The organism is Glycomyces tritici (genome assembly GCF_030403505.1).
Genome location: NZ_JAUEMJ010000005.1, coordinates 428,100 through 454,875, shown reverse-complemented (window position 1 = coordinate 454,875; position 26,776 = coordinate 428,100). Strand labels below are relative to the sequence as shown.

General features: G+C 69.9%; 24 protein-coding genes. 9 read left to right on the top strand and 15 right to left on the bottom strand.

The annotated features are described in order from the left end of the window. Entirely contained in the window at positions 1 to 882 is an 882-nt protein-coding gene (locus tag QWI33_RS18900) for an IS5 family transposase (protein WP_289958707.1), read from the bottom strand. Between the two features lie 154 nt (positions 883 to 1,036). Here QWI33_RS18900 and QWI33_RS18895 point away from each other — a divergent pair, with 154 nt between their 5' ends. Further along, positions 1,037 to 1,975: an SDR family NAD(P)-dependent oxidoreductase gene (locus tag QWI33_RS18895; protein WP_289958706.1), complete on the top strand. Its 939-nt coding sequence runs from the start codon at positions 1,037 to 1,039 to the stop codon at positions 1,973 to 1,975. Positions 1,976 to 1,985: 10 nt separating this feature from the next. On the opposite strand, the gene QWI33_RS18890 is transcribed toward QWI33_RS18895, so the two are convergent. Next, complete coding sequence (locus tag QWI33_RS18890) at positions 1,986 to 2,573, bottom strand: helix-turn-helix domain-containing protein (protein ID WP_289958705.1); 588 nt, start codon at positions 2,571 to 2,573, stop codon at positions 1,986 to 1,988. 80 nt (positions 2,574 to 2,653) lie between these two features. Here QWI33_RS18890 and QWI33_RS18885 point away from each other — a divergent pair, with 80 nt between their 5' ends. Next, a complete protein-coding gene (locus QWI33_RS18885; protein WP_289958704.1) occupies positions 2,654 to 3,610 on the top strand; it encodes an NAD(P)/FAD-dependent oxidoreductase in 957 nt (318 codons plus the stop codon). 33 nt (positions 3,611 to 3,643) lie between these two features. Here QWI33_RS18885 and QWI33_RS18880 read toward each other — a convergent pair whose 3' ends face one another. The 5 genes from QWI33_RS18880 to QWI33_RS18860 form a co-directional block, all read right to left on the bottom strand. Next, complete coding sequence (locus QWI33_RS18880; protein WP_289958703.1) at positions 3,644 to 4,312, bottom strand: maleylpyruvate isomerase family mycothiol-dependent enzyme; 669 nt, start codon at positions 4,310 to 4,312, stop codon at positions 3,644 to 3,646. 96 nt (positions 4,313 to 4,408) lie between these two features. After that, positions 4,409 to 4,633: a hypothetical protein gene (locus QWI33_RS18875; RefSeq protein ID WP_289958702.1), complete on the bottom strand. Its 225-nt coding sequence runs from the start codon at positions 4,631 to 4,633 to the stop codon at positions 4,409 to 4,411. A gap of 66 nt (positions 4,634 to 4,699) precedes the next feature. Beyond that, on the bottom strand, positions 4,700 to 5,410 hold the full coding sequence (locus QWI33_RS18870; protein WP_289958701.1) for a CE1759 family FMN reductase: 711 nt from the start codon (positions 5,408 to 5,410) through the stop codon (positions 4,700 to 4,702). Further along, positions 5,407 to 5,886, bottom strand: a complete 480-nt coding sequence (locus QWI33_RS18865; RefSeq protein ID WP_289958700.1) for a MarR family winged helix-turn-helix transcriptional regulator — start codon at positions 5,884 to 5,886, stop codon at positions 5,407 to 5,409. The genes QWI33_RS18870 and QWI33_RS18865 overlap by 4 nt, the downstream gene beginning before the upstream one ends. 11 nt (positions 5,887 to 5,897) lie before the next feature. Further along, positions 5,898 to 7,049, bottom strand: a complete 1,152-nt coding sequence (locus QWI33_RS18860) for an LLM class flavin-dependent oxidoreductase (protein WP_289958699.1) — start codon at positions 7,047 to 7,049, stop codon at positions 5,898 to 5,900. 184 nt (positions 7,050 to 7,233) lie between these two features. Here QWI33_RS18860 and QWI33_RS18855 point away from each other — a divergent pair, with 184 nt between their 5' ends. Continuing rightward, positions 7,234 to 8,397 carry a hypothetical protein gene (locus tag QWI33_RS18855; RefSeq protein WP_289958698.1) on the top strand — a complete coding sequence of 388 codons (1,164 nt, stop codon included), beginning with the start codon at positions 7,234 to 7,236 and terminating at the stop codon, positions 8,395 to 8,397. 59 nt (positions 8,398 to 8,456) lie between these two features. Here the strand turns inward: QWI33_RS18855 and QWI33_RS18850 are convergent, their stop codons facing one another. Both QWI33_RS18850 and QWI33_RS18845 read right to left on the bottom strand, forming a co-directional pair. Continuing rightward, positions 8,457 to 9,116, bottom strand: a complete 660-nt coding sequence (locus QWI33_RS18850) for a hypothetical protein (RefSeq protein ID WP_289958697.1) — start codon at positions 9,114 to 9,116, stop codon at positions 8,457 to 8,459. Positions 9,117 to 9,338: 222 nt separating this feature from the next. Beyond that, the gene (locus tag QWI33_RS18845; RefSeq protein ID WP_289958696.1) at positions 9,339 to 10,823 is read right to left on the bottom strand and encodes a ricin-type beta-trefoil lectin domain protein; all 1,485 of its coding nucleotides are present in this window, start codon (positions 10,821 to 10,823) and stop codon (positions 9,339 to 9,341) included. A gap of 275 nt (positions 10,824 to 11,098) precedes the next feature. Between QWI33_RS18845 and QWI33_RS18840 the strand changes: the two genes are divergently transcribed. Beyond that, positions 11,099 to 13,072, top strand: a complete 1,974-nt coding sequence (locus QWI33_RS18840; protein WP_289958695.1) for a potassium transporter Kup — start codon at positions 11,099 to 11,101, stop codon at positions 13,070 to 13,072. Between the two features lie 27 nt (positions 13,073 to 13,099). Here QWI33_RS18840 and QWI33_RS18835 read toward each other — a convergent pair whose 3' ends face one another. Together QWI33_RS18835 and pnuC are read right to left on the bottom strand one after the other, a co-directional pair. Then, the gene (locus tag QWI33_RS18835) at positions 13,100 to 14,179 is read right to left on the bottom strand and encodes an AAA family ATPase (RefSeq protein ID WP_289958694.1); all 1,080 of its coding nucleotides are present in this window, start codon (positions 14,177 to 14,179) and stop codon (positions 13,100 to 13,102) included. Further along, on the bottom strand, positions 14,176 to 14,820 hold the full coding sequence (pnuC, locus tag QWI33_RS18830; RefSeq protein ID WP_289958693.1) for a nicotinamide riboside transporter PnuC: 645 nt from the start codon (positions 14,818 to 14,820) through the stop codon (positions 14,176 to 14,178). The genes QWI33_RS18835 and pnuC overlap by 4 nt, the downstream gene beginning before the upstream one ends. 312 nt (positions 14,821 to 15,132) lie before the next feature. On the opposite strand from pnuC, the gene QWI33_RS18825 reads away from it, so the two are divergent. Genes QWI33_RS18825 through QWI33_RS18815 form a run of 3 tightly spaced genes read left to right on the top strand, consistent with a single transcriptional unit; the run spans position 15,133 to position 19,953 of the window. Continuing rightward, positions 15,133 to 16,662: an alpha-N-arabinofuranosidase gene (locus QWI33_RS18825; RefSeq protein ID WP_289958692.1), complete on the top strand. Its 1,530-nt coding sequence runs from the start codon at positions 15,133 to 15,135 to the stop codon at positions 16,660 to 16,662. Beyond that, complete coding sequence (locus QWI33_RS18820) at positions 16,659 to 18,920, top strand: alpha-L-arabinofuranosidase family protein (protein ID WP_289958691.1); 2,262 nt, start codon at positions 16,659 to 16,661, stop codon at positions 18,918 to 18,920. Before QWI33_RS18825 ends, QWI33_RS18820 begins: the two co-directional genes overlap by 4 nt. 37 nt (positions 18,921 to 18,957) lie before the next feature. Then, positions 18,958 to 19,953, top strand: a complete 996-nt coding sequence (locus tag QWI33_RS18815; protein ID WP_289958690.1) for a LacI family DNA-binding transcriptional regulator — start codon at positions 18,958 to 18,960, stop codon at positions 19,951 to 19,953. A 3-nt stretch (positions 19,954 to 19,956) separates the two neighbouring features. Here QWI33_RS18815 and QWI33_RS18810 read toward each other — a convergent pair whose 3' ends face one another. After that, on the bottom strand, positions 19,957 to 20,949 hold the full coding sequence (locus QWI33_RS18810; RefSeq protein ID WP_289958689.1) for a zinc-dependent alcohol dehydrogenase family protein: 993 nt from the start codon (positions 20,947 to 20,949) through the stop codon (positions 19,957 to 19,959). A 95-nt stretch (positions 20,950 to 21,044) separates the two neighbouring features. Here QWI33_RS18810 and QWI33_RS18805 point away from each other — a divergent pair, with 95 nt between their 5' ends. Then, positions 21,045 to 21,377 (top strand): ArsR/SmtB family transcription factor, encoded by a 333-nt coding sequence (locus QWI33_RS18805; RefSeq protein WP_289958688.1) that lies wholly within the window; start codon positions 21,045 to 21,047, stop codon positions 21,375 to 21,377. Positions 21,378 to 21,458: 81 nt separating this feature from the next. Here the strand turns inward: QWI33_RS18805 and QWI33_RS18800 are convergent, their stop codons facing one another. Together QWI33_RS18800 and QWI33_RS18795 are read right to left on the bottom strand one after the other, a co-directional pair. Further along, positions 21,459 to 21,902, bottom strand: coding sequence for a hypothetical protein (locus QWI33_RS18800; protein WP_289958687.1), 444 nt, complete (start codon positions 21,900 to 21,902; stop codon positions 21,459 to 21,461). Between the two features lie 185 nt (positions 21,903 to 22,087). Further along, the gene (locus QWI33_RS18795) at positions 22,088 to 24,106 is read right to left on the bottom strand and encodes a cellulase family glycosylhydrolase (RefSeq protein WP_289958686.1); all 2,019 of its coding nucleotides are present in this window, start codon (positions 24,104 to 24,106) and stop codon (positions 22,088 to 22,090) included. A 377-nt stretch (positions 24,107 to 24,483) separates the two neighbouring features. Between QWI33_RS18795 and QWI33_RS18790 the strand changes: the two genes are divergently transcribed. Beyond that, positions 24,484 to 26,085 (top strand): right-handed parallel beta-helix repeat-containing protein, encoded by a 1,602-nt coding sequence (locus tag QWI33_RS18790; RefSeq protein ID WP_289958685.1) that lies wholly within the window; start codon positions 24,484 to 24,486, stop codon positions 26,083 to 26,085. A gap of 66 nt (positions 26,086 to 26,151) precedes the next feature. On the opposite strand, the gene QWI33_RS18785 is transcribed toward QWI33_RS18790, so the two are convergent. Continuing rightward, positions 26,152 to 26,622 carry a VOC family protein gene (locus QWI33_RS18785; RefSeq protein WP_289958684.1) on the bottom strand — a complete coding sequence of 157 codons (471 nt, stop codon included), beginning with the start codon at positions 26,620 to 26,622 and terminating at the stop codon, positions 26,152 to 26,154. Positions 26,623 to 26,776: the final 154 nt, after the last annotated feature.

Genomic DNA, 26,776 nt, shown 5'->3' with positions numbered 1-26,776 from the left:
CTAGGCCGTGTTTGGTAAGTCGCGGAGCCAGTTGATGATGATGGCGATCTGGACTGTGGCCAGGTAGCGGACCGCGAGTTTGTCGTACCTGGTGGCGACGGCGCGGTGTTGTTTGAGGCGGGCGATGGCGCGCTCGATGCCGGAGCGGTCCTTGTACCGGTCAGCGTCGAACGCTGGTGGCCTGCCGCCTCGGGCCCCGCGCCGTTGCCGGTTCGCGATCTGGTCGGCCGGTTCGGGGATGGTGGCCTTGATCTGCTTGCGGCGCAGCCACTCACGGTTGGACCGGCATGAGTAGGCGCGGTCGGCCAGGACCCGGTCGGGGTGCCGGCGGGCCCGGCCGCCGCCGATCCTGGCGACGCTGACGGCCTCCAGTAGCGGGATCATCTGCGGGCTGTCGTTGGCTTGACCTGCGGTTACGAGCGCGGCGAGTGGGTGTCCGCTGGTATCGACCACGAGGTGGAGCTTGGTCGACCAGCCGCCGCGTGAGCGGCCCAGAGCGTGATCGGCTGGTTCGCCGGCGAGGGTTCGACGGCGGGCTCCGGCGGCGGCGAGGTGGGCCCTGGCAGTGGTCGAGTCGATGCCGACCTCCCAGGTCAGGTGCCGCTGGTCGCGGGCGAGGGCTTGGAGCGCTCGCCAGATCAGCAGCCAGGTGCCGGAGCGCTGCCAGGCGCAGAACAGCCAGTACACCGTGGCCCAGGGCCCGTATTGGGCCGGGAGGTCCCGCCAGGGCGAGCCGGTCCGAACCCGCCAGGCGATCCCGTTGACCAGGGTTCGGCGGCTGCGGGCGATCGGTCGGCCGAGCCTGGAGGGTTCGGGTAGCCAGCGTCGAAGCCGTTCCCACTGGTTATTGGTCAGGTCCCTGCGTGCTGTTACGCTCGACAATTGAAGCCTCCGGCGGATCTTGTTGCAGCACAACAGATTCAACCGGAGGCTTCCTCAATTCTCAAACACGGCCTAGCCGCGGCCCCCACTGCGGGCAATGTGGACTGACCTGGCGGTTTGCGTTGGAGTGCACTCCAAGTCGTAGCGTCGGGGCATGAACGACAAGCAGCAGCCGATCGACTCCGGCTTCGACAACCGCTCCACCGCCGCCGACGTCCTCGCAGGGATCGACCTCACCGGGAAGACCGCCGTCGTGACCGGCGGCTACTCCGGCATCGGCCTCGAGACCACCCGCGCCCTCGCCGGGGCCGGGGCGACGGTGGTCGTCCCCGCGCGCCGGCCCGACCTCGCCGCCGAGAACCTCCAGGGCATCGCCGGCGTCGAGATCGACGAACTCGACCTCGCCGACCTCGACAGCGTCCAGAAGTTCGCCGAACGGCGCCTCGACGACGGGCGGCGCATCGACATGCTGCTCGCCGGCGCCGGGATCATGGCCTGCCCCGAGACGCGCACCGAGCGGGGCTGGGAGCTCCAGTTCGCGGTCAACCACCTCGGGCACTTCGCGCTCGTGAACCGCCTCGTCCCGCTCCTGGAGGGCGCGCGCGTCGTCATGACCTCCTCGGGCGGCCACGGCAACTCCCCGATCCGCTGGGACGACCCGCACTTCGAGCAGGGCTACGACCAGTGGAAGGCCTACGGGCAGTCGAAGACCGCGAACATCCTGTTCGCCGTCGAGCTCGACCGCCTCGGCCGGTCCTTCGGCACCCGCTCCTTCGCGCTGCACCCCGGGGCGATCCTCACGCCGCTGCAGCGGCACATCCCCGAGGAGCGGCAGCGGGAGATGGGCTGGATCGACGACGAGGGCAACCCGCCGGAGTACTTCAAGACGACCGAGCAGGGTGCCGCGACCCAGACCTGGGCCGCCACGTCCCCGCGGCTCGACGGCATGGGCGGGCTCTACCTCGAGGACTGCGAGGTCGCGGAGGTGTCCGAGGAGTGGACGGGCGTGCGGCCCTACGCGATCGACCCGGACGAGGCGACAAGGCTCTGGTCGCTCTCGGCCGACCTCACCGGTGTGAACGCGTTCGCCTGACCCGCGGCGCTCACCCGCGCTCGGCTTTGGGCTTGGCGCGCAGGTGGGCCCGTTCGCCCTGGCTGCCGAAGAGGCTGAGGAACTCCACGGACCGCTCGTCGGCGTTGCCGAACCAGTGCGGGGTGCGCGTGTCGAACTCGGCGGCCTCGCCGGGCTTCATCACGAAGTCGTGGTCGCCGAGGACGACCCGCAGGTTGCCGTTGAGGACGTACATCCACTCGTACCCCTCGTGGACCTGCGGGGTCGGCTCGCTCTTGTTGCCGCCGGGGATGATGAGCTTGTAGGCCTGGATGCCGCCGGGGCGGCGGGTGAGCGGCAGGTGGATCATGCCGTGGCGGGTGACCGGTCGCATGTGGATGCGCGGGTCGCCCGTGGGCGGGGCGTCCACGAGGTCGTCGAGCGTGACCCCGTGGGCTTTCGCCAAGGGCAGCAGGAGTTCCAGCGTCGGCTTGCGGGCGCCGGACTCCAGCCTGGAGAGGGTGCTCACGGAGATCCCGGTCTGCTCCGAGAGGTCCGCGAGGGTCGCCTCGCGCTCCTTGCGCAGCGCCCGCAGGCGCGGGCCGACCGCGCCGAGCGTCTGGTCCATGTCGTCGTCCATGGCCCCAGTTTGCCAGAACGGCAAGAAAGTTTGCCAGTTTCGGGCGAGCGTATCTACCTTGGGGGCCGGAGGTGGTCGCAGTGACCGATGAACTGAAGGAACGGTACGACGCCGTGGTGATCGGCGGCGGGGCCGCGGGCCTGAACGGCGCGCTCATGCTCGCCCGCGCGCGGCGGTCGGTGGCCGTGATCGACGCGGGCGAACCGCGCAACGCCCCGGCCGAGGGCATCCACGGCCTGCTCGGCCGCGAGGGCATGCCGCCGTCCGAGCTGCTGGCGATCGGGCGCGGCGAGGTGCGGCAGTACGGCGGCCACGTGGTCGACGGGTCCGTCACCGGGGCGAAGGCGAGCGCGGAGGGCTTCACCGTCGCGCTGGCCGACGGCCGGGAAGTGCAGGCCCGCAAGCTGCTCGTCACCACAGGGCTGGCGGACCGGCTGCCCGACATCCCGGGCCTGGCCGAGCACTGGGGCACGGGCGTGGTCCACTGCCCGTACTGCCACGGCTGGGAGGTCCGCGACCAGCCCATCGGCATCGTGGCGACCGGCCCGATGTCGATGCACGGCGCGCTGCTGTTCCGGCAGTGGACCGACGACCTGGTCGTGTTCACCAACGACCGGCTGGCCCTCCCCGCGGAAGAGGCCGAGAAGCTGCAGGCGCGCGGCACCCGGATCGTCGACGGCGCGATCGAGCGCATCGAGTCCGAGGACGGGCGCATCACCGGCGTCCGGCTGGCGAGCGGCGAGTTCGTGGCGCGGACCGTGCTGGCCACGGCCTCCCGGATGGAGGCCCGGGCCGGGTTCCTGCAGGACCTGGGCCTCGGCGTGGTCGAGCACCCGTCGGGTGCGGGCGAGCACGTCCCGGCCGACCCGTTCGGCCGGACCGACGTCCCCGGCGTGTGGGTCGCGGGCAACGTGACCGACCTGATGGCCCAGGTCGGCGCCGCAGCCGCGGCGGGTGCGATGGCCGGGGCGCAGATCAACGCCGAACTGGTCGGCGACGACACGGAAGCGGCGGTGGCCGCGTACCGGGCGAGGTAGCAGCGGGCGCGGCGGCTCCAAGGCCGCCGCGCTTCAGCCCGTGGTCGAGCAGCGTTCGCGCAGGACCGGGACGCCGTCGCCTTCCAGGTCGTCGCAGAACGCGGCCCGGCCGGTCATGGCCATGACCAGTGCCACCGTCGGGCCGGACACGAGCGGGCCGGTGCCGGCCTCGAACGGGCCGTCCGTGGCGGCGAGGCGAAGGTCGTGGACGCGCTTCTTGGCGACGACCACGAAGTCCGAACCGCGGTAGTACTCGGCGAGGAGCGTGATCGCCTCGACGGGGTAGGTGCGGGACAGGCCCAGCGGGCGGCGGATGTCCTCGCCGTGGACGATCGACTCGCCGAGCACCGCCTTGAGCGGGATCGGGCTCGACGTGCTCGCGACCGCCCGGTCGAACCGCGCCAGCGTCTCCGCCGGGTCCACGCCGAGCTGCTCCCGCAGGCGCATCACCAGCTGCTCGTCGAAGTCGAAGCGGCACTTGATGACCCCGGCCATCCACCGGGGCCAGCCGATCGTCGCACCGGAGGTCAGGTGCGCCAGGACGTCGCGCACCGACAGCCCCTCGCACAGCGACGGCGTCGCCCAGCGGTCCTCGCCGAGTCCGGCGAGGTCGGCGGCCAGCGCCGCCCGCTCGGCATGGATCATGCGCCACAGCCGGGCGCGGCGTCCTGTTCGGGTCCTGCTGGTCGCGTGTTCGGTCATCGGTCGAATCCTCTCCCCGGGTCTCCGGTACTGAGACTGCACCGGTGGCGGGGATTCATCGGCCGCGACGCGCGAGTGGGTCAGGACACCGCCGCGTCAGGGCCCCGAGCGGGTGTCGGGCTCGACCCAGGTGATGGTGGCGAGGTCCTCTGCTTCGGACTCGAGCCGGCCGGCCGCGAAGTCCGAGGGCGTGGGGAGGACGAGGTCGTCGAAGTCGTCGCCGGGCGCGCCGGCCGCCACCGCGGCGACCTCCGTGCCGTACTCGACCGGGAGGTCTGCGGCGGAGTAGTCCACCAGTTCGCCGTCGCCGCCGTCGCCCATCGTGCCTCCAGTGTGTTCGTTGGCTCCCTTCCAACGTACTGGTCGGGAGCCGCGAACGGGGGGCCGCTAGGCCTTGCGGTTCGGTTTCGCCGAGCCGCCGGTGGCCAGGCGCATGAGGTCGGAGCTGAGGTCGATGTCGAGCTCCGTGCCGCCCGCGCTGCCGTACTCGTGCTGGTAGTGCTTCCAGGACTCGCTGCGGACCTGCTCGGCGAAGCCGGACTCCATGAGCAGCACGAGCTCGATCGCGGCGCGCGTGATCCGCTCCCCCAGCTCCTTCGAGTTCCAGTCCTCGGTGGCGGCGAAGACCGAGGTCGGCACCGTCATCGTCCGCAGGTAGGCGAACAGCGAGCGCATCTGGTCGTCCACGACGAGCGCGTGCCGGGCCGTGCCGGCGGTCGCGGCGAGCACCACCGGTTTGGCGATGAGCAGGTCGTTGTCGAGGACGTGGAAGAAGGAGCTGAACAGGCCGCTGGGGGCGGCCTTGTAGACCGGGGCGCTGGCGACGACGGCGTCGGCGCGGCCGAGCAGTTCGATCGCACGGGTCATCTTGGGGCCCATGAGCTGCGAGACGATCGCGGTCGTGATCTCGGTGGCGAGTTCGCGCAGGTCGATCACGTCGGTCGCGACCTGCTCGCCGCGGTCCTCGGCGAGGGTGCGCACGCGGTCGGCGATGCGGTCGGCGAGCATCCGCGTCGAGGACGGGTCGCTCGTGCCGCCGCTGACGACGACCAGTCGAAACGGTTGGGCGCCTTCGGTTCGGCGCTGCTGGACGGTCACAGGACAACCTCCTGGCGGTTGCGTTGGGCGGGGGTCGCCGCGCCTTGGGCGGCGAGTTTGCGGCCGATGGATTCGAGCAAGGCGATCTCCTCATCGGTGAGGGCGGCGGTGACGGCGCGGGCGACGTCGACGGCGTGGCGGCCGCCGACGCGCCGCTGCCGCTCGCGGCCGGCCTCGGTGAGGGCGAGGCGGACGCCGCGCCCGTCCTCGGGGTCGGGCGCGCGCTCGATCAGACCGCGCTCGGCGAGGCGGTCGACGAGCCGGGACAGGGCGGGCTGGCTGAGCAGCACGCCGCGTCCCAGTTCGAACAGGCGCAGCGGCTCGTCGTGCTTGGACAGCGTGTAGAGGACGTCGTACTCGCGCATCGACAGCTCGCCCCAGATCGGCTCGGCGGCGAACCGCTTCATGAGCGAGGCGTGCGCGGTGAGCAGCGCTTCCCACGCCTCGTTGGCGCGGCGGCTCCTGCTGCGGGTCATGGTCGCCTCTTTCAGCTCTCGTAAGGCATGTCGCCGGCGGTGTTGTCGCCGAGGTTGGCGTTCGGGCGCGGCTGGCGGGCCGGGCCGTCGCCGTACTTGGCCGCCACCAGGCCCGCGTGCGTGGGCGCGTCGGCCGACTCGGGGTCGCGGCGGGCGGCGAGCTCCTTGCGCAGCACCGGGACGACCTCTTCACCGAGGAGGTCGAGCTGGTTGAGGACCATCTTGAGCGGCATCCCGGCGTGGTCGATGAGGAACATCTGGCGCTGGTAGTCGCCGAACGCGTCGTGGAAGGTCAGGGTCTTGTCGATGACCTCCTGCGGGCTGCCGACCGAGAGCGGGGTGCCCTTGGTGAACTCCTCCAGCGAGGGGCCGTGGCCGTAGACCGGGGCCTCGTTGAAGTACGGGCGGAACTCGTCCACCGCGTCCTGCGAGCGCTTCGCGATGTAGGCGTGGCCGCCGAGGCCGATGATGGCCTGCTTGCGGGTGCCGTGGCCGTAGTGCTCGAAGCGCTGGCGGTAGAAGTCGACGAGGCGCTTGGAGTGCGAGGTGGGCCAGAAGATGTGGTTGGCGAAGTAGCCGTTGCCGTAGAACGCGGCCTGCTCGGCGATCTCGGGCGTGCGGATCGAGCCGTGCCACACGAACGGCGGCACGTCGTCGAGCGGGCGCGGCGTGGACGTGAAGCCCTGGAGCGCGGTGCGGAACTCGCCCTCCCAGTCCACGACGTCCTCGCGCCACAGCCGGTGCAGCAGGTTGTAGTGCTCGAGCGCGAGCGGCAGGCCTTGGCGGATGTCCTGGCCGAACCAGGGGTAGACCGGGGCGGTGTTGCCGCGGCCGAGCATGAGGTCCATGCGGCCCTTGGAGAGGTGCTGGAGCATCGCGTACTCCTCGGCGATGCGCACCGGGTCGTTCGTGGTGATCAGGGTGGTCGCGGTGCTGACGATGAGCCGCTCGGTGAGGGCGGCGATGTGCGAGAGCAGCGTGGTGGGCGAGGAGGAGAAGAACGGCGGGTTGTGGTGCTCGCCGATGGCGAAGACGTCGAGGCCGACCTCTTCGGCCTTGACGGCGATCTTGAGGATGCCGTCGATCCGCTCGGCCTCGGTCGGCGTCTCCCCCGAGACCGGGTCGCGCGTGATGTCACTGACTGAGAAGACACCGAACTGCATGGTATTCCCTGCTCTCCCCGCCGCGGCGGTCCAATCTTCATGCGTTTGCATCTACCTTAACGGTCCGGGGGCGAGCGCTATTCCGAAATGCGGGAGGCACTGCTCACACCGGGGCCGCTGACAACCGCCGCGCTCCGGCGGCGGTATTACCCGCAACCGATCCCGATCGAAAGGACCACGACCAGTGCGACTGAGAACAGGCCGGGCGCTCACCTCGCTCGCCGTCGTCTGCGGCCTGCTCGCCGCCGGGGCCTGCAGCGGCGAGGAGACCCCCGAATCCGTCGGCGGCACCGTGGAGCCGGGGCCCGACGCCGTCGCCGAGGCCGAGCGGCTCTACCTGCTCGTCAACGAGAGCCATGCCGTCTCCGACGAGCTCACCATGATCGAGCACCGTGTCACCAAGCGCTGCATGGAGGACGAGGGCTTCTCCGTCCACGACCCGATGGAGTTCCAGGAGTCGCACACCGCCGCGTACACCGCGGGCGGCTACCTCGCCAACGCGCCGCTCAGGGCCGTGCCGACCGCCGAGGCCGCCGAGGAGTGGGGTTTCGGCGTGTGGGCCGAATTCGTGCGCAACCCCGGCAACGAGGACCTGGCCGCGGAGCTGCTGACCCCCGAGGCGATGACCGCCTTCGGCATCCTCGACGCCGAGGAGTCGGGGATGGACACGAGCGAATGGGACGCCGAGGACGACGGGTACCACGCCGAATGGATCGAGGCCTACTCGGGCTCGCCCGCGATCATGAGCGACGTCAAAGGCGCCGAGATCGACCCCGAGGCCCCGCCCGGCGGCTGCTGGCTCAAGATGGTCGAGACCATGTACGGCGAGCCCTACATGATCTCGTACGACGAAGAGGAAGGCGGCGGGGAGAGCGGCGAGTACGCCGCGACCCATGAGCCGAACCCGCTGTTCGCGCTCGAGGAGATCGAGGACTACGGCGCCCTGCTCGAGACCGTCCGGGACGAGGCGGACGCGTTCGAGAGCTGCCTCATCGACCACGGGTACGAGGGCTGGGAGCTGGGCGAGAGCTTCTACCCGCCGTTGTGGGAGTACTTCGGCGCGATGTACGACCCGGCTTACTTCGAGGAGTACGGCGAGGAGGGCCTGGAGGTGCCCGACGCGCCCGAGGAGGTCCCGTCCGACTTCATGGGCGTGCTGGAGCTCGAGCGCGCCATGGCCGTCGACTTCGCCGCCTGCGGCCGGGAGAGCGGCCTGCGAACCGCCGTGGAGGAGGCCTGGGCCGCCATGCTCGTCGAGGCGTACCTGCCGATCGAGACCGACCTGGTCGCCTGGCGGGACGCCATGCAGGGCCACCTCGACAACGCCCAGGACTACCTCCAGGCATAGGGCGCACGGCGAACGGCCCCGCCGTGGAGGCGGGGCCGTTCGGTCGTGCCAGGAGGCGATCAGGCGTCGCCGTCGGCTTCGAGGGCGTCCCACACCGGGCCGGTCTCGAGTTCGGTGGCGAGGGCGATGACGTCCTCGGTGGTCACGTTGAGGCCGTCCTCGGGGAGGCCCCACCAGACGGTGGCGACGGAGCCGTCGGTGTGGAACACGGCGGCGTCCACGTAGGTCCCGTCGGTCGTCCAGGCGACGATGGAGCCGTCTTCCAGCTCCTCCTCCCCGCAGTCGGTGTCCGACTCCCGGCAGTGGATGAGGTAGTGCATGTCGAGCTCGGCGCCGCCGGTGAGGTCCTGGACCCCGGTCTCGATGCCGCCGGGCAGGTAGAGGGCGACCTCGAAGCCCTCGCCGGTCTGGTCGACGTAGTAGTCGGTGCGGAACTTGCGCTGCACCGGCGTCTCGTTCGCGCCGTCGATGTAGTAGTTCTGGAGGCGGGTGGTGGGGAGCGAGTTGTCGAAGCTCCAGTCCTCGAACTGCTCGGCGAGGAGCTCGTCGATCTCGGCGTTCGCCTCGGCGGTGTACTTGTCGTTCACACCGTCCCACAGTTCCGAGTACTCCCAGCCCTCGGCGGGGATCTCGGGGTCGTTCGCGGCGGCGGCGGTCGCGGGGAGGAGCACTGCGGCGGCCGATGCGACGACGACCGCGGTGCGCTTGAATGAGGACATGATGGTCACCTCTCGGTAGATCCTTGCCCATAGTTATATGCCCCGGCTCGCCGTGTGCGCACCGGCTCGTCCCTGCATGTGGAGTTCATTCCCTTTTCGACCGGCGGGCAACGCCGAGGGCGTTCATCGGCGTATTTCCTGCGGATCGTCCGGCCGAAAACCGGGCCTGGGGCGCAATGCGCCCCGGGCGGCGGGTGTGCCGCCCGGGGCGCGAGAGCTCGGTCAGACGGTCCAGTGCTGGAGCGTACCGCCGGAGCAGGTGTTCTGCTGGAGGCGAGCGCTGTTCGCGGTCGAGCCGCCGATGACCTCGAGGCACTTGCCCGAGTGGCGGGCGACGAGCTCGACGTAGCCGCCGGTCACATTCCGCACCTGCCACTGCTGGTTGGTGCCGCTGCCGCAGGTGTACTGAATCGCCCTGGCGCCGTTGGCCGTCGAGGCGCCGTTGACGTCGATGCACTTGCCCGAGGACTGCGAGACGAGCTGGACGTAGCCGCCGGCGGCGGGTCGCAGCTCCCACTGCTGGTTGGTGCCGCCGTGGCAGGTGTACTGGATGATCTCGGCCGCGTTCGCGGTCGAGCCGCTCAGGACGTCGACGCACTTGCCGGAGACGCGGCTGATGATGTCGGTGGTCTGGCCGCCGCCGGGGCCCTCGCCCCAGCCGTGGAGGATGCGGTCGGCGCCGGACCGGTTGCGGATGGTCAGGTTGAGGTCGGTGCCACTGCCGCTCTTGGCGAACATGGAGTACCAGTCGTAGCCGGAGGTGCCGGTGTACTTGCCGCCCAGCGCGGGCCAGTAGGTCGAGCCCATGCCGAGCTCGCGCTGCGCGTCGGTGATGCCGCGCAGGTACCGGACGAAGTTCTGGCTGCTGGCCGAATCGGCGTAGTTCAGGCCGTTGTCCATCGGCGAGCCGTACTCGGTGAGCACCGTGCGGGAGGCGCAGTTGCCGACGCCGTTCTTGAAGCTCTGCACCCACCAGGCGTAGTCGTGGTCGCCGTAGAAGAAGGCGTAGTGGTGGTAGGAGAGGAGCGTGCCGTTCAGGCGGCTGTCGGCGCACAGCGGCTTGACGTCCTGCCCGTAGCCCGCGCCGTCGATGAGGATGCGGCCCTTGGGAACGGAGGGGCGGGAGCTGACCCAGGCGGCGGCGACGTTCGCCCAGTCGCCGGCGCTGTAGCCGTGCGGCTCGTTCATCGGCTCGAAGTAGACGAGGCTGTTGGAGCCGTACTTGGCGACCACCGTGTTCCACATGTTGTTGAACGCGGTCATGTTGGTGATCCGCCCGCCTGAGGCGGCACCGTCCTCCCAGTAGGCGAGGATGACCTTGAAGCCGCGGGCGGTCGCCTCGTCGATGGTGGCGGAGTACGCGTTCCACCAGGTCGTGCCGACGGTGTGGGTGTTGACGGGGAGCCGGATCGTGTTGGCGCCCATGAGGGCGTCCATGTCGCTGTACACCGCGGCGGCCTTGGCGCGGACGGTGTCGTAGCTGTCGGACTGGCTCAGTCCGTCGAGGACGAGCGGGCCCTCGTTGAAGTTGTCGCCCAGCATGGCCCAGTTGAAGCCGCGGAACCCGCTGGTGTCCGCGGCGGCGGGCGCCGCGTTCGCGAGGGCGATCACGGGCACGAGGACGAGGGTGGTCGCGATGCTGAGGAGGAGCCTGAGGAGGGAGCGCCCCCGCGGGGGCGGAGGGTGGACCGAGGAAGCGGCGTTCATGAGGGCCGGCCTATCTCGTGCGTGTGCACGCGTGAGGGAGCAGGTGGATGGAAGCGCTTTCATCCGCCCAAATTATGACACCGGCCAACCCTTAGGTCAAGCATTGAATTATGTCGATGTTTGACATCCGATTGCAGGATCCGAGACCGTCAACAGCGCGTATACAGCGGCGCAATCGGCGTCAAGAAAGCGTATGAAATCGCGAGGGGCGGTCGCGAACCCGTTTTCACCCCATTCCGCGGACTAGCATCCGGCTGCGGAAAGGAGCTTGCCCCGTGACCGCTCTGAGCACTGCAGTACCCGCCGATCCCGGCCTCGCACCCCCGCCGAAGGACCCGCGAAGAACCTCGGCCGGCGGCGCCACGCGACTCGCCCTCGTCGTGGGCGCCCTCGGCATCGTCTACGGCGACATCGGCACCAGCCCGATCTACGCGCTGCAGACGATCTTCAACCCCGCCGACCCCCACCCGGTGCCCGTCAGCACCGAGAACGTCTACGGCATCATCTCGCTGATCTTCTGGTCGCTCATGCTCATCGTGACCGTCTTCTACGTCGGCTTCGCGATGCGCACCGACAACGACGGCGAGGGCGGCATCATGGCCCTCATCACGCTGATCCGCCGCCACAGCCAGGGGCGCGGCCGCAAGACCGGGTTCTTCCTCGCCGGGCTCGGCATCTTCGGCGCCGCCCTGTTCCTGGGCGACAGTATGATCACCCCCGCGATCTCGGTGCTCTCCGCCGTCGAGGGCGTCAAGACGGTCAACCCCGACCTCGAGACGTTCGTCATCCCCGCCACCGCCGTGATCATCGTGCTGCTGTTCGCCTTCCAGCGCAAGGGCACCGCGGTCATCGGCCGCTGGTTCGGACCCGTGATGATCGCCTGGTTCACCGCACTCGCCGTCCTGGGCGCCGGCGGCATCGCCCGCAACCCCGAGATCCTCCGGGCCCTCTCCCCCACCTACGCGATCGACTTCCTGTTCGGCCACTTCAACATCGCGTTCTTCGCCCTCGCCGCGGTCATCCTGACCTTCACCGGCGCCGAGGCGCTGTACGCCGACATGGGCCACTTCGGGCGCAAGCCGATCTCCCGGGCCTGGCTGTTCATGGTCTTCCCCGCGCTCCTGCTCAACTACATGGGCCAGGGCGCGCTCATCCTGGACGACACCGGCAACATCTCCGGCTCCTTCTTCCTCCTCGCCCCCGGATGGGCGCGCATCCCGCTGCTCGTGCTGGCCGCGACGGCGACCGTGATCGCCTCCCAGGCCGTCATCAGCGGTGCCTTCTCCGTCGCCGCGCAGGCCTCCGAACTCGGCTACCTGCCGCGCCTGCGGATCGCGCACACCTCCGAGCACCACTACGGCCAGATCTACGTGCCGTGGATCAACTGGCTCCTCATGGTCTCCGTGCTGACCCTGGTGTTCGCCTTCCGCACCTCGGAGTCGCTGGCGTTCGCCTACGGCATGGCCGTGATCGGCACCATCGTCATCGTCACGGTCCTCTTCCTCTACCTCGCCCGCAAGCGCTGGAACACCCCGATGTGGATCCTCGCGACCGGCGGCGGGCTGCTGCTGGCGATCAACGTGACCTTCCTGGCCGCGAGCAGCACGAAGATCGTCCACGGGGCGTGGCTGCCGCTGCTCATCGGCCTCACCGCGTTCACCGTGATGATCACGTGGAAGCGCGGGCGGCAGGTGGTCTCGGACGAGCGCGAACGCCGCGAAGGCCCGCTGCGCGAGTTCGTCGAGAAGATGCGCCGGGGCGAGCCCAAGGCCGCCCAAGTGCCCGGCACCGGGGTGTACCTGGGGCGCGGCAAGGACACCGCGCCGCTGGCGCTGCGGGCGGCACTGGAGCTCAACCACGCCCGGTACGCGCAGACCATCGTGCTCGCGGTCCAGACCGAACCGGTGCCGCGCGTGCCCGACGACGAGCGGATCGTCGTCGACGACCTGGGCGACTGCCAGGACTCGGTCATCCACGTGACCGCCCGCTTCGGCTACGCCGAGACCCCTGACGTGCCGCGGGCGCTGCGGCTGGTGAGCCCGGTGCAGGCCGAGGGGCGGAAGCTGCGCCTGGACAAGGCCACCTACTTCCTCTCCACGATCCAGCTGCGATGCGGCCCGGAGCCGACCATGGCGACCTGGCGCAAGCACCTGTTCATCGCCACCTCCCACATCACCTCCGATGCGGCCGAGCACTTCCAGCTCCCGAGGGACCGCACGATCATCGTCGGCTCCCACATCGAGGTCTAGCGGAGGGCGCCGCTCCCCGCATGCCGTTCAGCGGTATTCGGGGAGCGGCTGCGTGAAGTGCCAGCCTTTCGCGATGAGCGCGTCGACCGCCTCGACCGCCCGCTCGAGGCGTTCCGCGTGCGGGCCTCGGAGTCGCACGTAGCGCCGGCCGGTGCGCTCCAGCTCCGCCGCGAAGCGGGCGGTCATCCACGGGCGCAGGTGCTCGTCGGAGCGGAGGCCGTCGTCCTCGAACGGGACGCCCTCATGGTCGGTGAGCAGGTAGAGGTCGTGCGCGACCCGGTCCGCGACGGCATCGATCGCGGGATTGCGCCCGCCCATGTACCGCTCGTGCCAGACCGTCGTCGCGAACGCGTCCGTGTCGCAGAACAGGACCGGCCCCCCCAGGCGCACCGCCCGCTCCTCGAGTTCGTGCTGCCGTTCGGCGATCAGCGGGAAGTCCTCGGTCGCGAAGCGGACGTCGCCCCAGGTCGCGTCCGGCCGCTCGGCGCGGAGCGCGAGCAGCTTCTCCTCGCTGAACGCGCGCCCGTACTCCTCCACGCTCCGCGTCAGGGACCACACGCCGCCGCGCTCGCGGTAGTGCGCGGCCAGCGCCTCGGCGATGGTGGTCGTGCCGGTGGATTCGGCGCCGAGGGCGACGACGCGGAGGGCGAGGCCGGCCCTGACGGGGCCTTCGAGGTAGTCCCAGCTCCCGACCGGGTCGGCCCGGACCTTGGTGCCCGAGACGGGGAACGCGCCGCGGTCCTGGTCGACTTCGATGTGGACGGCGCCGAGTCGGCGGGCCAGTTCCGGGCCGTACGACTCGGAGGTGAAGAGCGCGTCGATCCGCTCGGGAACGGCCGCTTTGAAGATGGCGACGTGGGCCTGCCAGATCGCCTCGTCGTTGAGGTCCATGTGGACGTCGTCGACGGTGCCGATGACCCGCACGTCCGGGTGGGCCTCCTGGAGCCAGGCCATGCGGGTCGCGAGCGGGATGTTCTCGACGGTGGCGTGGGAGACGAGCACGGTGAGGCGCCGGCATCCGGCCCGGGCGGTGCGGATGAGGTGGTGGTGGCCGGCGTGCGGCGGGTAGAACTTGCCGAGGACGAGGCCGTGGTCGGGTGCGGTCATGCGGCGGCTCCCACCGGTTCGGCCTGGGCCTCGAGGTCCTTCCTCCAGTTGCGGAGGCCGAGGACGCACAGCGCCATGAATCCGATGTAGAGGATCGAGGTGAGGTAGAGGCCCTTGTACGCGTAGAGCGGGACGTACACGATGTCGGCCGCGATCCACAGGTACCAGGATTCGACCCGCTTGCGGCACTGGCCGTAGGTGGCCATGAGCGAGAGCACGGTGGTGAGGGCGTCCCACTCGGCGACCGTCGAATCGGTGAACCAGCCGAGGAGCGCCGCGATGACCGCCCAGCCGATGCACCCTGCACCGATCAGTCCGGCCCACTCGACACGGTCGGTGCGGCTGACCGGTAGCCGGTCGTCGGCGGGTCCGCCGCCTTTGACCCAGTTCCACCAGCCGTAGGCGCCGAGGGCGATGAAGACGAGTTGGAGTCCGGCGTCGGCGTAGAGGCCGCTGTCGGTGAAGATCAGGATGAAGAGCAGGCAGTTGGCGATGCCGATGCCCCAGTTGGCGACGTGCTGGCGGGCGACGAGCCAGACGCAGAGCGCCCCGGTGATGAAGGCGAGGCCTTCGGCGAGGGTGGTGGGGACTCCGGCGATCGTGAACAGGGGGAGGTAGAGGATTTCCATGAGGGCGTTCATGAGGGGCGGTCCTCTCGGGGACTGCTAGGCGTCGACGGCGGCGCGGGTGGGGAACGTGCTGGTCGCGCGCTCGGTGGTCGGGTGGTCGGGTGCGACGGGTCTGGGGGTGCTTTCGGCCATGCCGCATGGAATCACGGAATCCCTTCCGGTGTCCACGGGTGTCCGGTGGTGCTCATTGCGCGGGACGCCGGGATTCGCGGGTGCGCCGGTATTGACACGGCGGGTGGGCGACCGGGTAGAGTGAACCGCGCTTTACCGATAAAGATCGCGAACGCCTGCGCACCACCGCTCCAGTCACCAGGAAGGCTCCCCATGAGCACCGATGCCGTCTCCGCCGTCATCAACGTCGACATCGAAGGCCCCAAGATCAGCAAGCACGTGTACGGCCACTTCGCCGAGCACCTGGGACGCTGCATCTACGGCGGCTTCTACGTCGGCGAGGACTCCGCCATCCCCAACGTGCGCGGCATCCGCCTCGACGTCGTCGAGGCCCTCCGCGCCCTCGACATCCCCAACCTGCGCTGGCCCGGCGGCTGCTTCGCCGACGAGTACCACTGGATGGACGGCATCGGTCCCAAGGAGGACCGCGCCGTCATGGTCAACACCCACTGGGGCGGCGTCGAGGAGAACAACCACTTCGGCACCCACGAGTTCATGGACCTGTGCGAGCTGCTGGAGACCGAGCCGTACATCTCCGGCAACGTCGGCTCCGGCACCGTCCGCGAGATGAGCGAGTGGGTCGAGTACATCACCCGCGAGGGCGACTCGCCCATGGCGCGCCTGCGCAAGCAGAACGGCCGCGAAGAGCCCTGGAAGGTCAAGTTCTGGGGCCTGGGCAACGAGACCTGGGGCTGCGGCGGCAACATGACCGCCGAGCAGTACGCGATGGACGCCCGCAAGTACGCCACCTACTGCCGCAACTACGGCGACAACAAGCTCTACCGCATCGCCGCCGGTGCCGCCGACGCCGACTACGGCTGGACCGAGACCCTCATGAAGCAGCTGAGCCACCTCGGCTGCCAGCGCGTCGAGCGCCCGCTCTACCAGGCACTCTCGATCCACTACTACACGATCGCGGGCGACTGGGCCGACAAGGGCGCCGCGACCGTCTTCACCGACGACGAGTACTACACGACGATGCTCAAGGCCAACCGCACCGACGAGCTGCTGACCGGCCACGCCAACGTCATGGACCTGTACGACCCGAAGAAGGAGATCGGGATCGTCATGGACGAGTGGGGCACCTGGTGGAACGTCGAGCCCGGCACCAACCCCGGGTTCCTGTACCAGCAGAACACGATGCGCGACGCGCTCGTGGCGAGCCTCCACTTCGACATCTTCCACAAGCACGCCGACCGCCTCATCATGGCGAACATCGCGCAGACGGTGAACGTGCTGCAGGCGATGATCCTCACCGACCCGGACTCGGGCGCGCTGGTGCTGACGCCGACCTACCACGTGTTCCAGATGAACAAGGGCCACCAGGACGCCGCGTCGCTGCGCGTGGACACCCCGGCGGGCGTCCCGACCCGCGAGGTCGACGGCAAGGAACTGGAGACGGTCTCGGTCTCGGCCTCCCGCAAGGACGGCCGCCTGCTCGTCTCGCTGTCCAACCTGGACGCCCAAGCGGCGCAGGACGTCGAGATCGACCTGCGCGGCGGCGGCCTCGGCGACATCGAGTCGCTCGTCCTCACGGCCGACACCCTGCAGAGCCACAACACGCCCGAGCAGCTCGAGGCCGTGGCGCCGCAGAAGTACGACGGCGTGACGCTCGACGGCACGAAGCTGCGCGTGCACCTGCCGGCGCACTCGTTCGTCACCGTTGCGGGCACGCTCGCGTGAGCGAGCGCTTCACCGTCCGCGTCGGCGCCGCCGGCGCCGCCGCGGCCCCCGACCTGTGGGGGCTGTTCATCGAGGACCTGAACGACGCCCTCGACGGCGGACTCAACGCCGAGCTGGTCCGCAACGGCGACTTCGAGTTCGATCCGGCCGAGCGCGACGGGTTCCATGCGCTGACCGGATGGACGGCCACGGGCGGGGTCGAGGTCCGCACCGAGGCGCCGCTCCACCCGAACAACGGGCATTATGCGCACCTGACCGGCCCGGCGGCGATCGAGAACGGCGGCTGGGACGGCGTGCGGGCGGTCAGAGGGGGGCGGCTGCGCCTGTCGCTGTTCGCCCGCGCTGATGCGCCGACCGCCATCGCCGTGCAGGCGTGCGGCGGCGCGGCCATCGGCGACCTCGCCGTCGAGGCGGGCGGCTGGCGGCGCCTGGAGCTCGACCTGGAGGCCTCGGCCGACGGCCGCGGCGAGCTGCGTCTCGCCGTACCGGCGGGCGCGACCGTCGACATCGACGCGGTCTCCTTGCGGCCCATAGGGGCCGACGGTGAGCCGCTGACATTCCGGGCGGACCTGCTCCGGACTTTGCAGGACCTGAAGCCCAGCTTCATCCGCTTCCCCGGCGGGTGCCTGGCGCACGGGTACGGCCTCGACAACATGTACCACTGGAAGCGCACGATCGGGCCGCGCCACGAGCGCGAGCAGATCCGCAACGTCTGGGGCTACCACCAGTCCCGCCAGATCGGGTACGTCGAGTACTTCGAGCTGTGCCTGGCCACGGGCGCGACGCCGGTCCCCATCGTCGCGGCGGGCGTGTGCTGCCAGAACTCCCCCGGCGGCCCGCACCCGATCCCCGAGTCCGAAATGGACGCCTACATCCAGGACGTACTCGACCTTGTCGAGTTCGCCAACGGCGGCACCGACACCCCCTGGGGCGCGAAGCGGGCCGAGCTCGGCCACCCCGAGCCGTTCGGCGTGCGCTACCTCGGCATCGGCAACGAGGACCAGATCACCGACGACTTCCGGGACCGCTACGCGCGCATCGAGGACGCCGTGCAGGCGGCGCACCCGGAGATCACGGTCATCGGCACCTCCGGCCCGCAGCCGTTCGGGCCCGACTACGAGGCCGGTTGGGCGTACGCGCGCGAGCGCGGCACCCCGATGGTCGACGAGCACGGCTATCAGATCCCCCGCTGGTTCCACCAGAACATCGACCGGTACCAGGCGTACGACCCGGACGGGGCGAAGGTCTACCTCGGCGAGTACGCGGCCCGGTCGAACACCGTGCGCTCGGCGCTGGCCGAGGCGGCCTACATGATCGGCCTCGAGCGCCGCCCCGAGGTGGTCAGGCTGGCCTCGTATGCGCCGCTGCTGGCGCGGGCCGGGCATACGCAGTGGACGCCGGACCTCATCTACTTCAACGCGGACGAAGTGCTGCCGAGCGCCTCCTACCACGTGCAGCAGATGTTCGGTGCCGAGCGCGGAACGCGCGTGCACGCCGTCGAACTCGAAGGCGCGCAGCCGGTTCCGGTGTCCCTCCCCCGCGAGGGCACCGTGCGGCTGCGTTCGGGCCGCGCCACCGTCGCGTACTCCGGCGTCGTCCTGAACGGGCACCGCCTGCCGGACGTGATCACCCGCGCCGACGGCGAAGGCGTGCTCCTCGGCGGCATCGACCCGGGAGCCGCCGAACTGGAGTTCGAGGCGGTCCAGCAGGACGGCGTCGAAGGCTTCACCGTCGTCCTCGGCCCCGAAGCGCCCCAGAGCTTCCTGGAAGTGCACATCGGCGGCTGGCAGAACAAGTCCACCGCGGTGGCCCGCAGCGACGACGGGATCGGCGAGAACGACCACGGACCGCTCCCGTGGCGGGGCGTCACGACCGGCGTGCCGGTGCGGATGCGCATCCGCCTGGACGGCCCGCGCGTCCAGGTCTGGGTCGACGGCGAGCTGCGGCACGACTACGAGCAGGACCTGCGGCCCGAGCAGCGGGTCGTCGCCGGGGCGCTGTCACGCGACGGCGGCGAGTACGTGGTGCGCATGGTCAACGCCACCGGCACCGCACGCACGGCCGCGGTGGCACTGCCCGACCCCGGTCCGGCCACCGCGGCGGTGCGGCTCCTGGCGGGCGCCGGGCCCGACGAGGGACGCCCGCACGAGGCCGCTCCGGTGACTCCTGTGGACTTCCGGGTGGAGGGCGACGGCGGCTTCGACCTGGAGCTGCCGCCGTGGTCGTTCGCGACGGCCGTCGTGCGTCCGCTCGGATGATGGGAAGATAGGCGCGCAGCATGAGAGGCGGTAACCGATGGTGACGATGAGCGACGTGGCGCGGCTGGCCGGGGTGTCGAAGATGACGGTATCCAATGTGGTCAACAACCGGCCCGGGGTGAGCGACCCCGTGCGCCGGCGCGTGCTCGAAGCCGTCCAGCAGTCCGGTTACCGCCTCAACGTCAACGCCCGCACGCTCAAGGCCGGGCGCACCGGGGTCATCGGCCTCGCCGTCCCCGGCGTCGACCAGCCGTACTTCGGCGTGCTCGGCGAGCATGTGATCGCCGCGGCCGCCGCCAAGGGCTTCCACGTGGCCATCGAGCAGACCGGGGCGGCCGCCGAAGGCGAGGCCGAGGCGATCTCGCAGTCGCACCGGCTGCAGTTCGACGGGCTCATCATCAGCGCCGTGATCATCGATCCGCGGGAGCAGGCCCACACGTGGGCCGACTTCCCGATCGTGATGCTCGGCGAACGGGACTACGGGCAGTCCATCGACCACGTGGGCATGAACAACGAGGCCGGGTCGCGCGCGGCCACCGAGCACCTGATCGAGCGCGGGTGCACCCGCATCGCCAACGTGACCGGGTGGAGCCTCGAAGGCGTGCACGTGGGTTCGCGCCGCTACCGGGGCTACACGGAGGCGTTGAAGGCGGCGGGGATCCCCGTGGACCCGGCGCTGGTGTGCCTGTCGGGCATGGGGCAGGAGACCGGCCGCCGGGCGATCCACGACCTGCACGAGGCGGGCGTCGATTTCGACGGCGTCGTGGCCATCACCGACTCCGTCGCGATCGGCGTCATGCGCGGCCTGACCGACCTCGGCCTGCGCTGCCCCGAGGACGTGCGCGTGGTCGGCTTCGACGACATCTCCGTCAGCGAGTTCCTGACCCCTTCGCTGTCCACGATCGCACCGGGGCACCGCTGGATGGCCGAGAAGGCGGTCGAGCTCATCGCCTCCCGCCTGGAGGACCCGTCCCGGCCCCCCGAGGACCACACCGCCCCGTTCGAGCTGAAGGTCCGCGAGTCCACCCGCTGAGCCCTACGGGACGGCGACGAGCTTCCCGAACTGGGCGCCGCGCTCCATGTGCCGGTGGGCCTCGGCGATGTCGTCGAGCGCGAACACCCGGTCGATCGTGGGCGTGAACGCGCCGTCCCGCAGGCCCGAGGCGATGAAAGCGGCGGCCGTGCGCAGCCGCTCGGCGTTGAGGGTGGTCTCGTGCACGAGGAACGTGCGCATGTTCAGCGCGGGCATGCCCAGGTCGAAGCCCGGGTAGGGCGTCGGCTCGCCCGAGAGCGCGCCGTAGAGGAACAGGGTCCCGTCGGGGGCGACGGCCTTCGCGAGCGCGGTGACGCCGGAACCGGCGACGGCGTCGAAGGCGAACTCCGCGCCGCGCCCGCCGGTGCGGTCCAGGACTCGCGCAGTCACGTCCTCCTCGTCGGTCACGATCACGTCGGCCGCACCGGCCTTGAGGAGGGCATCCTTCTTGGACTGCGAGCGGGTGGTCGCGATCGGGACGGCGCCGAGGCGGTTGGCGATCTGGATCGCGGCGAGCCCCACGCTGCTGGAGGCCGCGGTGATCACGGCGGTGTCACCGGGCCGCATGCCGCCGACCTGGGCGAGCGCCCCGTAGGCGGTGAGGTACGGCATCCACACGGCAGCGCCCGCGACGGCGTCGACCGAGTCAGGCCGGGCGATGAGCGAGGCGGCCGGGACGACGGCCCGCTCGGCGTACACGCCGTAGTCGTTCATCGAGAAGGTCGGGATCACGCTGACGGCCTGGCCCGCACGGAAACCGGTGACCCCTTCGCCCAGCGACTCGACGACCCCGGCGGCCTCGGCGCCCAGCCGGGCCGGGAACGACCGCGCCTGCTCGATGTACACCCCGCTGCGGAACAGCGCCTCGGCCCGGTTCAGCCCCACGGCCTCGATCCGCACCAGCACCTCGCCCGGGCCGGGCTCGCCCGCCGGGGCGTCCTCGACGCGCAGCACGTCGGGACCGCCGTACTCGTGGAAGCGCACCGTCTTCGCCATGTCCTGCTCCTTCAACTCATTGGTACGATCGTGATCGAAGTTCGATCGTGATCATACTTCGATGAGGATCGTATGATGGAGCAGGGAGGTCGATGATGGCGACGGCACAGCAGGAGCGGGGACGGACATCCGTGCACCCGGAGGTCGGCGACGTGCCGCTCCAGCAGGTGCTGGAGGCCCTCGTGGACCCGGTGCGGCGCGGCATCCTGCGCGAGCTCTACGACTCCGGGGAGGACCGCGCCTGCGGGACCTTCGACATCGCCGTGAGCAAGTCGACCGCGACCCACCACTTCAACGTGCTCCGCGAGGCCGGGCTCATCCGCCAGCGCTACGCCGGCACCTCCCGCTTGAACACGCTGCGCCGCATGGAGGTCGATGCGGTCTTCCCCGGGCTCCTCGACGCGGTGCTCGGTTGCGGTGAGCCCTGAGGCGGCGGCACTCGCCGCGTGCAGCCCTGGCCCCCAACGCCAGGGCCGCTCCGAACCGCTTCGCGGCTCAGCGCAATCGCCTTAGGCCGTGATCTCGCCGCTGTAGTTGTGCCACTTGTAGGTGCCGCCGCTGGAGGCCCAGATGTGGATGCGGTACTTGGCCCCTTCGGCGACGTTGCTGTCGCAGACGGTCATGCCGCCGGCGGAGTTGCTCGTGCTGGTGTCGTCGAAGCAGACGGGGCCGGTGTTCTTCCAGTACCAGTACCCGGCCGGGTCCAGGGTCTTCACTTGGAGCTGGGCGCGGGTGCCCCAGCCGTCGGCGCGGAAGTCGAGCAGTGCGAGGTTCTCGCCCGAGCTCGAGCTCTCGGCGCGGCCGCCGTTGTAGATCGAGTCGGGGTCCTTCCAGAACGCGGTGCCGGCGGATGCGGCCTGGGCCGCGCCGGGGGCCAGTGCGAAGCCCGCCAGGAGCGCGGCGGCGAGCGCCGTGCAGGCGCGGACGAGGAGCTTCGATGATCGGATCGACATGCAGTCTCCAGTTGTCAGGACGGCCGAGGCCGTTGTGGACGTTGGGGATCGTCACCTATCAATACGCCGATGCGACGCCAGGAGTTGCACCGCTCCCATGCTTTTCCTGAAGTATCGAACCGGTTGCAGAGCAACGCAAAGCGGCCCCGGCACGCCGCGTGCCGGGGCCGCTCCTTTGCGCTAGGTCAGGTGAGCGAGCCGGTGACGTTGCCGCCGGATTCGGTCACGTAGTAGGTGACGGTCTTGCCGCTCCAGAAGTGGAACGTCAGCGTGACCTTCTGGCCGTCGTTGACGTCGTTCCAGAACGCCGTCGGCAGGCTGATCGTGCCGGCGGTGTAGTCGGGGCTGAACGCGCGGGCGAACTCCTTGTAGGAGGTCCAGTTCTGCGGGCCGGCGTTGGTGCCGTCCGCGTACTTCGCCTCCATGGTCGCCAGTTGGTCGCCCTTGAACTGGGTCGGGATCGCGAAGGTGCTCGACGCGCCGGACGCGGCCGACATCGTGGGCTGGTCGTAGGAGATGACGCTGATCCGCCACGGCACCCCTTGCGAGAACACCGCGTGCAGGTTCGCCTTGACCCCGTAGCTGCGGTCGCCGAGGAGGCTGGTGAGCCTGCTCGCCTTGATCGTGAGCGTGGAGCCCGAGATCGTGTAGTCGGTGCCCTGCACCAGGTTCTGGGTGCCCAGGCGCAGGCCCTGGAACGTGGTGCCGTTCAGGTTCAGGGTCAGGGAGACGTCGGCGACGGCGCCCGCCTTCGCCACGTACACCTGGTCCGTGGAGGCCGTGCCCGAGCGGGTGCTCCAGCTGGCCTTCATCATGTTGTAGAGCTCGGCGTCGCGCCACTGGTAGGTGGCCCGGTCGAAGTGCTGTCCGTTGTCCCACAGCTGGAGGGTGAGGCCCTTCTGCCTGGCGTAGTAGCCGACGTACTCGAAGAACTTCAGCTTCTCGCCCTGCTCGACGGTGCCGGTGTGGGCGTCGAAGCCCAGGAGGCCCCACTCGCCGACGATCACCGGGATGTCGTTCGCGACGAACTCGTTGTAGGCCCGGTTGAAGTACCCCTCGATGTCCGCCTGGACCTCGGCGTTGAACTTCGTGTAGCCCGCGACGTTCACGCTGAACGGCCAGAAGCCGTAGAAGTGGACGGTCGCGGCGATGTTCTCGTCGTCCAGCGAGGCGATCGTGGTGCTCAGCGCGTCCAGGTGGTCCTGGTCGGCGCTGGTGTGCAGGGTCGGCAGCACGAGCACGCGGGTGGCGTTGCCGCCGCCGGAGCCGCGCACGATCTCGTGGAACTGCACGTTGAGGTCGTCCAGGAGGGCCTCGGCGGTCGCGTCGTCCACATTGTTGAACTGCGGCTCGTTGACGCTCTCGAACAGGACCTCCGGCGGCGCGTCGCGGAAGCGGGTCGCCAGCTCGGTCCAGATGGCCTCGTAGCGGGCCTCGACGACCGTGCGGTTGGTGTTCATGTCCGCCATCCAGATCCACGAGTCGTGGTGGATGTTGATGAGGACGTGCAGGTCGGCGTTGAGCGCGTAGCCGACGACCTCTTCGACGCGGTCGAGGTAGGCGTCCTCGACGGCGTACGGCGCGGTCTTGGACTGGTGGTTGTCCCAGGTGATGGGGATGCGGATGCTGTTATAGCCCTGGGCGGCGATGTTGTCGACCAGCGCCTGGGTGACGCGCGGGTTGCCCCAGGCGGTCTCGTCGGCGCCGACGGAGTCGAGGGTGTTGCCGAGGTTCCAGCCCGGCTCCATGGCCGCGACGGTCTCCATGGCGGTCGCGCCGCCGGTGGGGGGCGGCGTGGAGGTGGGCGGCGTGCTGGGCTCGCCGACGGTGCCGGTGCAGACGGCGCCGTTGAGTTTGAACTCGGTGGGCACGCCGTTGGAGCCGGACCAGGAGCCGTTGAAGCCGAAGGAGACCGAGCCGTTGGTGGCGATGGCGCCGTTGTAGCCCATGTTCTTGGCGGTGACCTGGTCGCCGGCGTTGGTGGTGGTGGCGTTCCAGACCTGGGTGACGCGCTGGCCGTTGGGGAAGGTCCACGCGAGGGACCAGCCGTTGATCGCGTCGCCGAGGTTGGTGATCTTGACGTCGCCGGTGAAGCCCCCGCCCCACTGGCTGGCGACCTTGTAATCCACTTTGCACCCTTCGGCCGCGTACGCGACCGAGGGGACGAGGATGCCGAGTCCGGCCGCCATAGTGGCGACCGCCATCATCACCAGGGCTATCCACCTGCGGGTTCGTCGCTTGACCCCTTGCATGGCACTCCTTTTGTCCACTATGACTGCCGGGTGGGACGCGCGATCGCGAGAAGCCATCGAACATCCTCGATACCACATTAAGTTGGGACACTCAACTTTGTCAATCGCTCCCAAGAAAGAGTTTCCGGAGCGCTCGCGCAGGCGGATCGAGAATGCCTGATTTGCGCACTTGACAGAAGAAAGCCCTTTCCATACGCTCATGGCAACCGATTGATCGAAACATTTCGATCTTTGATCGGACGGGCCCGGAGGCCCTCACACCTCCGGCCCGGTGAAGCCTCCGAGCCGTCAATAGATGGAGCGACAACGAAGTTGCGAAGGGAAGCAACATGTCTCGTCGAAGAAGCGTGCGCACCGCACTCGTGGCCGGGTTCGCCGGCATCATCGCCACCGCGGCCACCCTGGTCGCCATGAACGCCGCCTCCGCCGCCCCCGTCCGGTACGAGGCCGAGACCTCGCCGGCCACGTGCTCCGGCACCATCGACTCGAACAACGCCGGGTACTCCGGCAGCGGGTTCTGCAACACCCCCAACGCGACAGGGGCCACGGCCCAGTTCACGGTGAACGCGGCCAGCGCGGGCACCGCCACCCTTGGCATCCGGTACGCCAACGGCACCACCGCCACCCGCGCCGCCGACATCACCGTCAACGGCTCGGTCGCCCAGTCCGCCAGCGCCTTCGGCGGCACCGGGTCGTGGACCACCTGGTCCACCAAGACCCTGACCGTGCCGGTCAACGCCGGCACCAACACGATCCGCCTCACCGCCACGAGCGGCGACGGCCTCGCCAACATCGACTCCCTGGACTTCGAGGTCGGCGGCACCGGGCCCACGACCCCGCCGCCCGCCGGGAACGCGATCTACGTGGCCCCCGGCGGGTCCGACTCGGCCGCGGGCACGGAGGCGAGCCCGACCACGCTGGCCTCGGCGCTGAGCCGGGTGAACGCGGGCGGGACCATCTACATGCGAGGGGGCACGTACAACTACTCCTCGACCGTGGTCATCGACCAGGACAGCGGTTCCTCGAGCGCCCGCACGACGCTCGCGGCCTACCCGGGCGAGCGGCCGGTGCTGAACTTCTCGGCGCAGTCCGAGGCGTCGGCGAACCGGGGTCTGGCGCTGTACGCGAACTACTGGCACCTCAAGGGGCTCACGGTGGAGCGCGCCGGTGACAACGGCATCTTCGTGAGCGGCAGCAACAACATCCTGGAGCGCACGCTCACCCGCTACAACCGCGACAGCGGGGTCCAACTCTCGCGCCAGTCCTCGACCAGCACCACGGCCTCGTGGCCGGCGAACAACCTCATCATCAGCGCCGAGTCGCACGACAACGCCGACTCCGACGGGGAGGACGCCGACGGGTTCGCCGCGAAGCTCACCGTGGGGCCGGGGAACGTCTTCCGGTACGCGGTGGCGCACAACAACGCTGACGACGGCTGGGACCTCTACACGTACTCGGACTACGACCCGATCGGGACGGTGCGGATCGAGGACTCGCTGTCGTACCGCAACGGCACCCTCTCCAACGGCACGGTGTACAGCAACGGCGACCGCAACGGGTACAAGCTGGGCGGCGAGAACGTGCCGATCAACCACACGGTGGTGCGGAGCATCGCGTTCGACAACGGCCAGCACGGGTTCACGTTCAACTCCAACCCGGGTTCGATCACGATGTCGAACAACCTGAGCATCGACAGCGAGGAGCGGAACTTCCAGTTCAGCTCGGGCTCGCACGTGTTCCGCAACAACACGTCGTGCTTCTTCAGCGGCGGCACGAACGACAGCATCAGCGGGAACTCGGACGGCTCGAACCAGTTCTGGTCGGGCTCGAACGGCTCGCGCTGCGCGAACTTCTCGGGCGCGCTGGGCTGGTCCTTCGACTCGACCGGCAAGCTGGTCGTGACCTTGGGCGGCCGGGTGGTGACGCTCTAAGACCGCATTCCAGGCGGCCCGTCCGGGATTCCGGACGGGCCGCCCCTCGCTGCGCCCGGGCTGCGGTCAGCCCTGCTGGGCCTGCGCGGCGGCGCGGCGCTCCATCTCCTCGGGAAGGACGTCCTCGATGTGGCTGGAGACGTGCCACTTGTGGCCCCACGGGTCCTCGAAGGTGCCGGACCGGTCCCCGTAGAACTGGTCGGTGACCTCGCTGAGGGACTTCGCGCCGGCGGCGAGGGCCGCGGCGAAGACCGCGTCGACGTCCTCGACGTACACGTGGAGCGACACGGGTGTACCGCCGAAGTGCCCGGGGGCGTACGCGTCCATCTCGGGCGCCTCGTCGGACAGCATGATCATCGAGTCGCCGATCTCGAGCTCGGCGTGGCCGACGCCGGTGCCGTCGCGGCCGGCCATGCGGCCCCGCTCGCCCGCGCCGAGCACGGTCTTGTAGAACTCGATGGCCTCGGCCGCGCCCTGGACGTGCAGGTACGGCGTCACACGCGGGTACTCGTCGGGTATCGGTTTCGGTTTGGACATGCTCTGCTCCTTGTCGCCCGGGCGCTGCGCGTCCCGGCTCGTGGCTGTCGGCGGTGCCTCCAGACAACCACCGGGCGCAGCCGGGCGGCGCGGTTCGGCGCAGAAATCCGTGCCGGTTCGGCGCGCGAACGCGGCCCGTCCGGATCGGACGGGC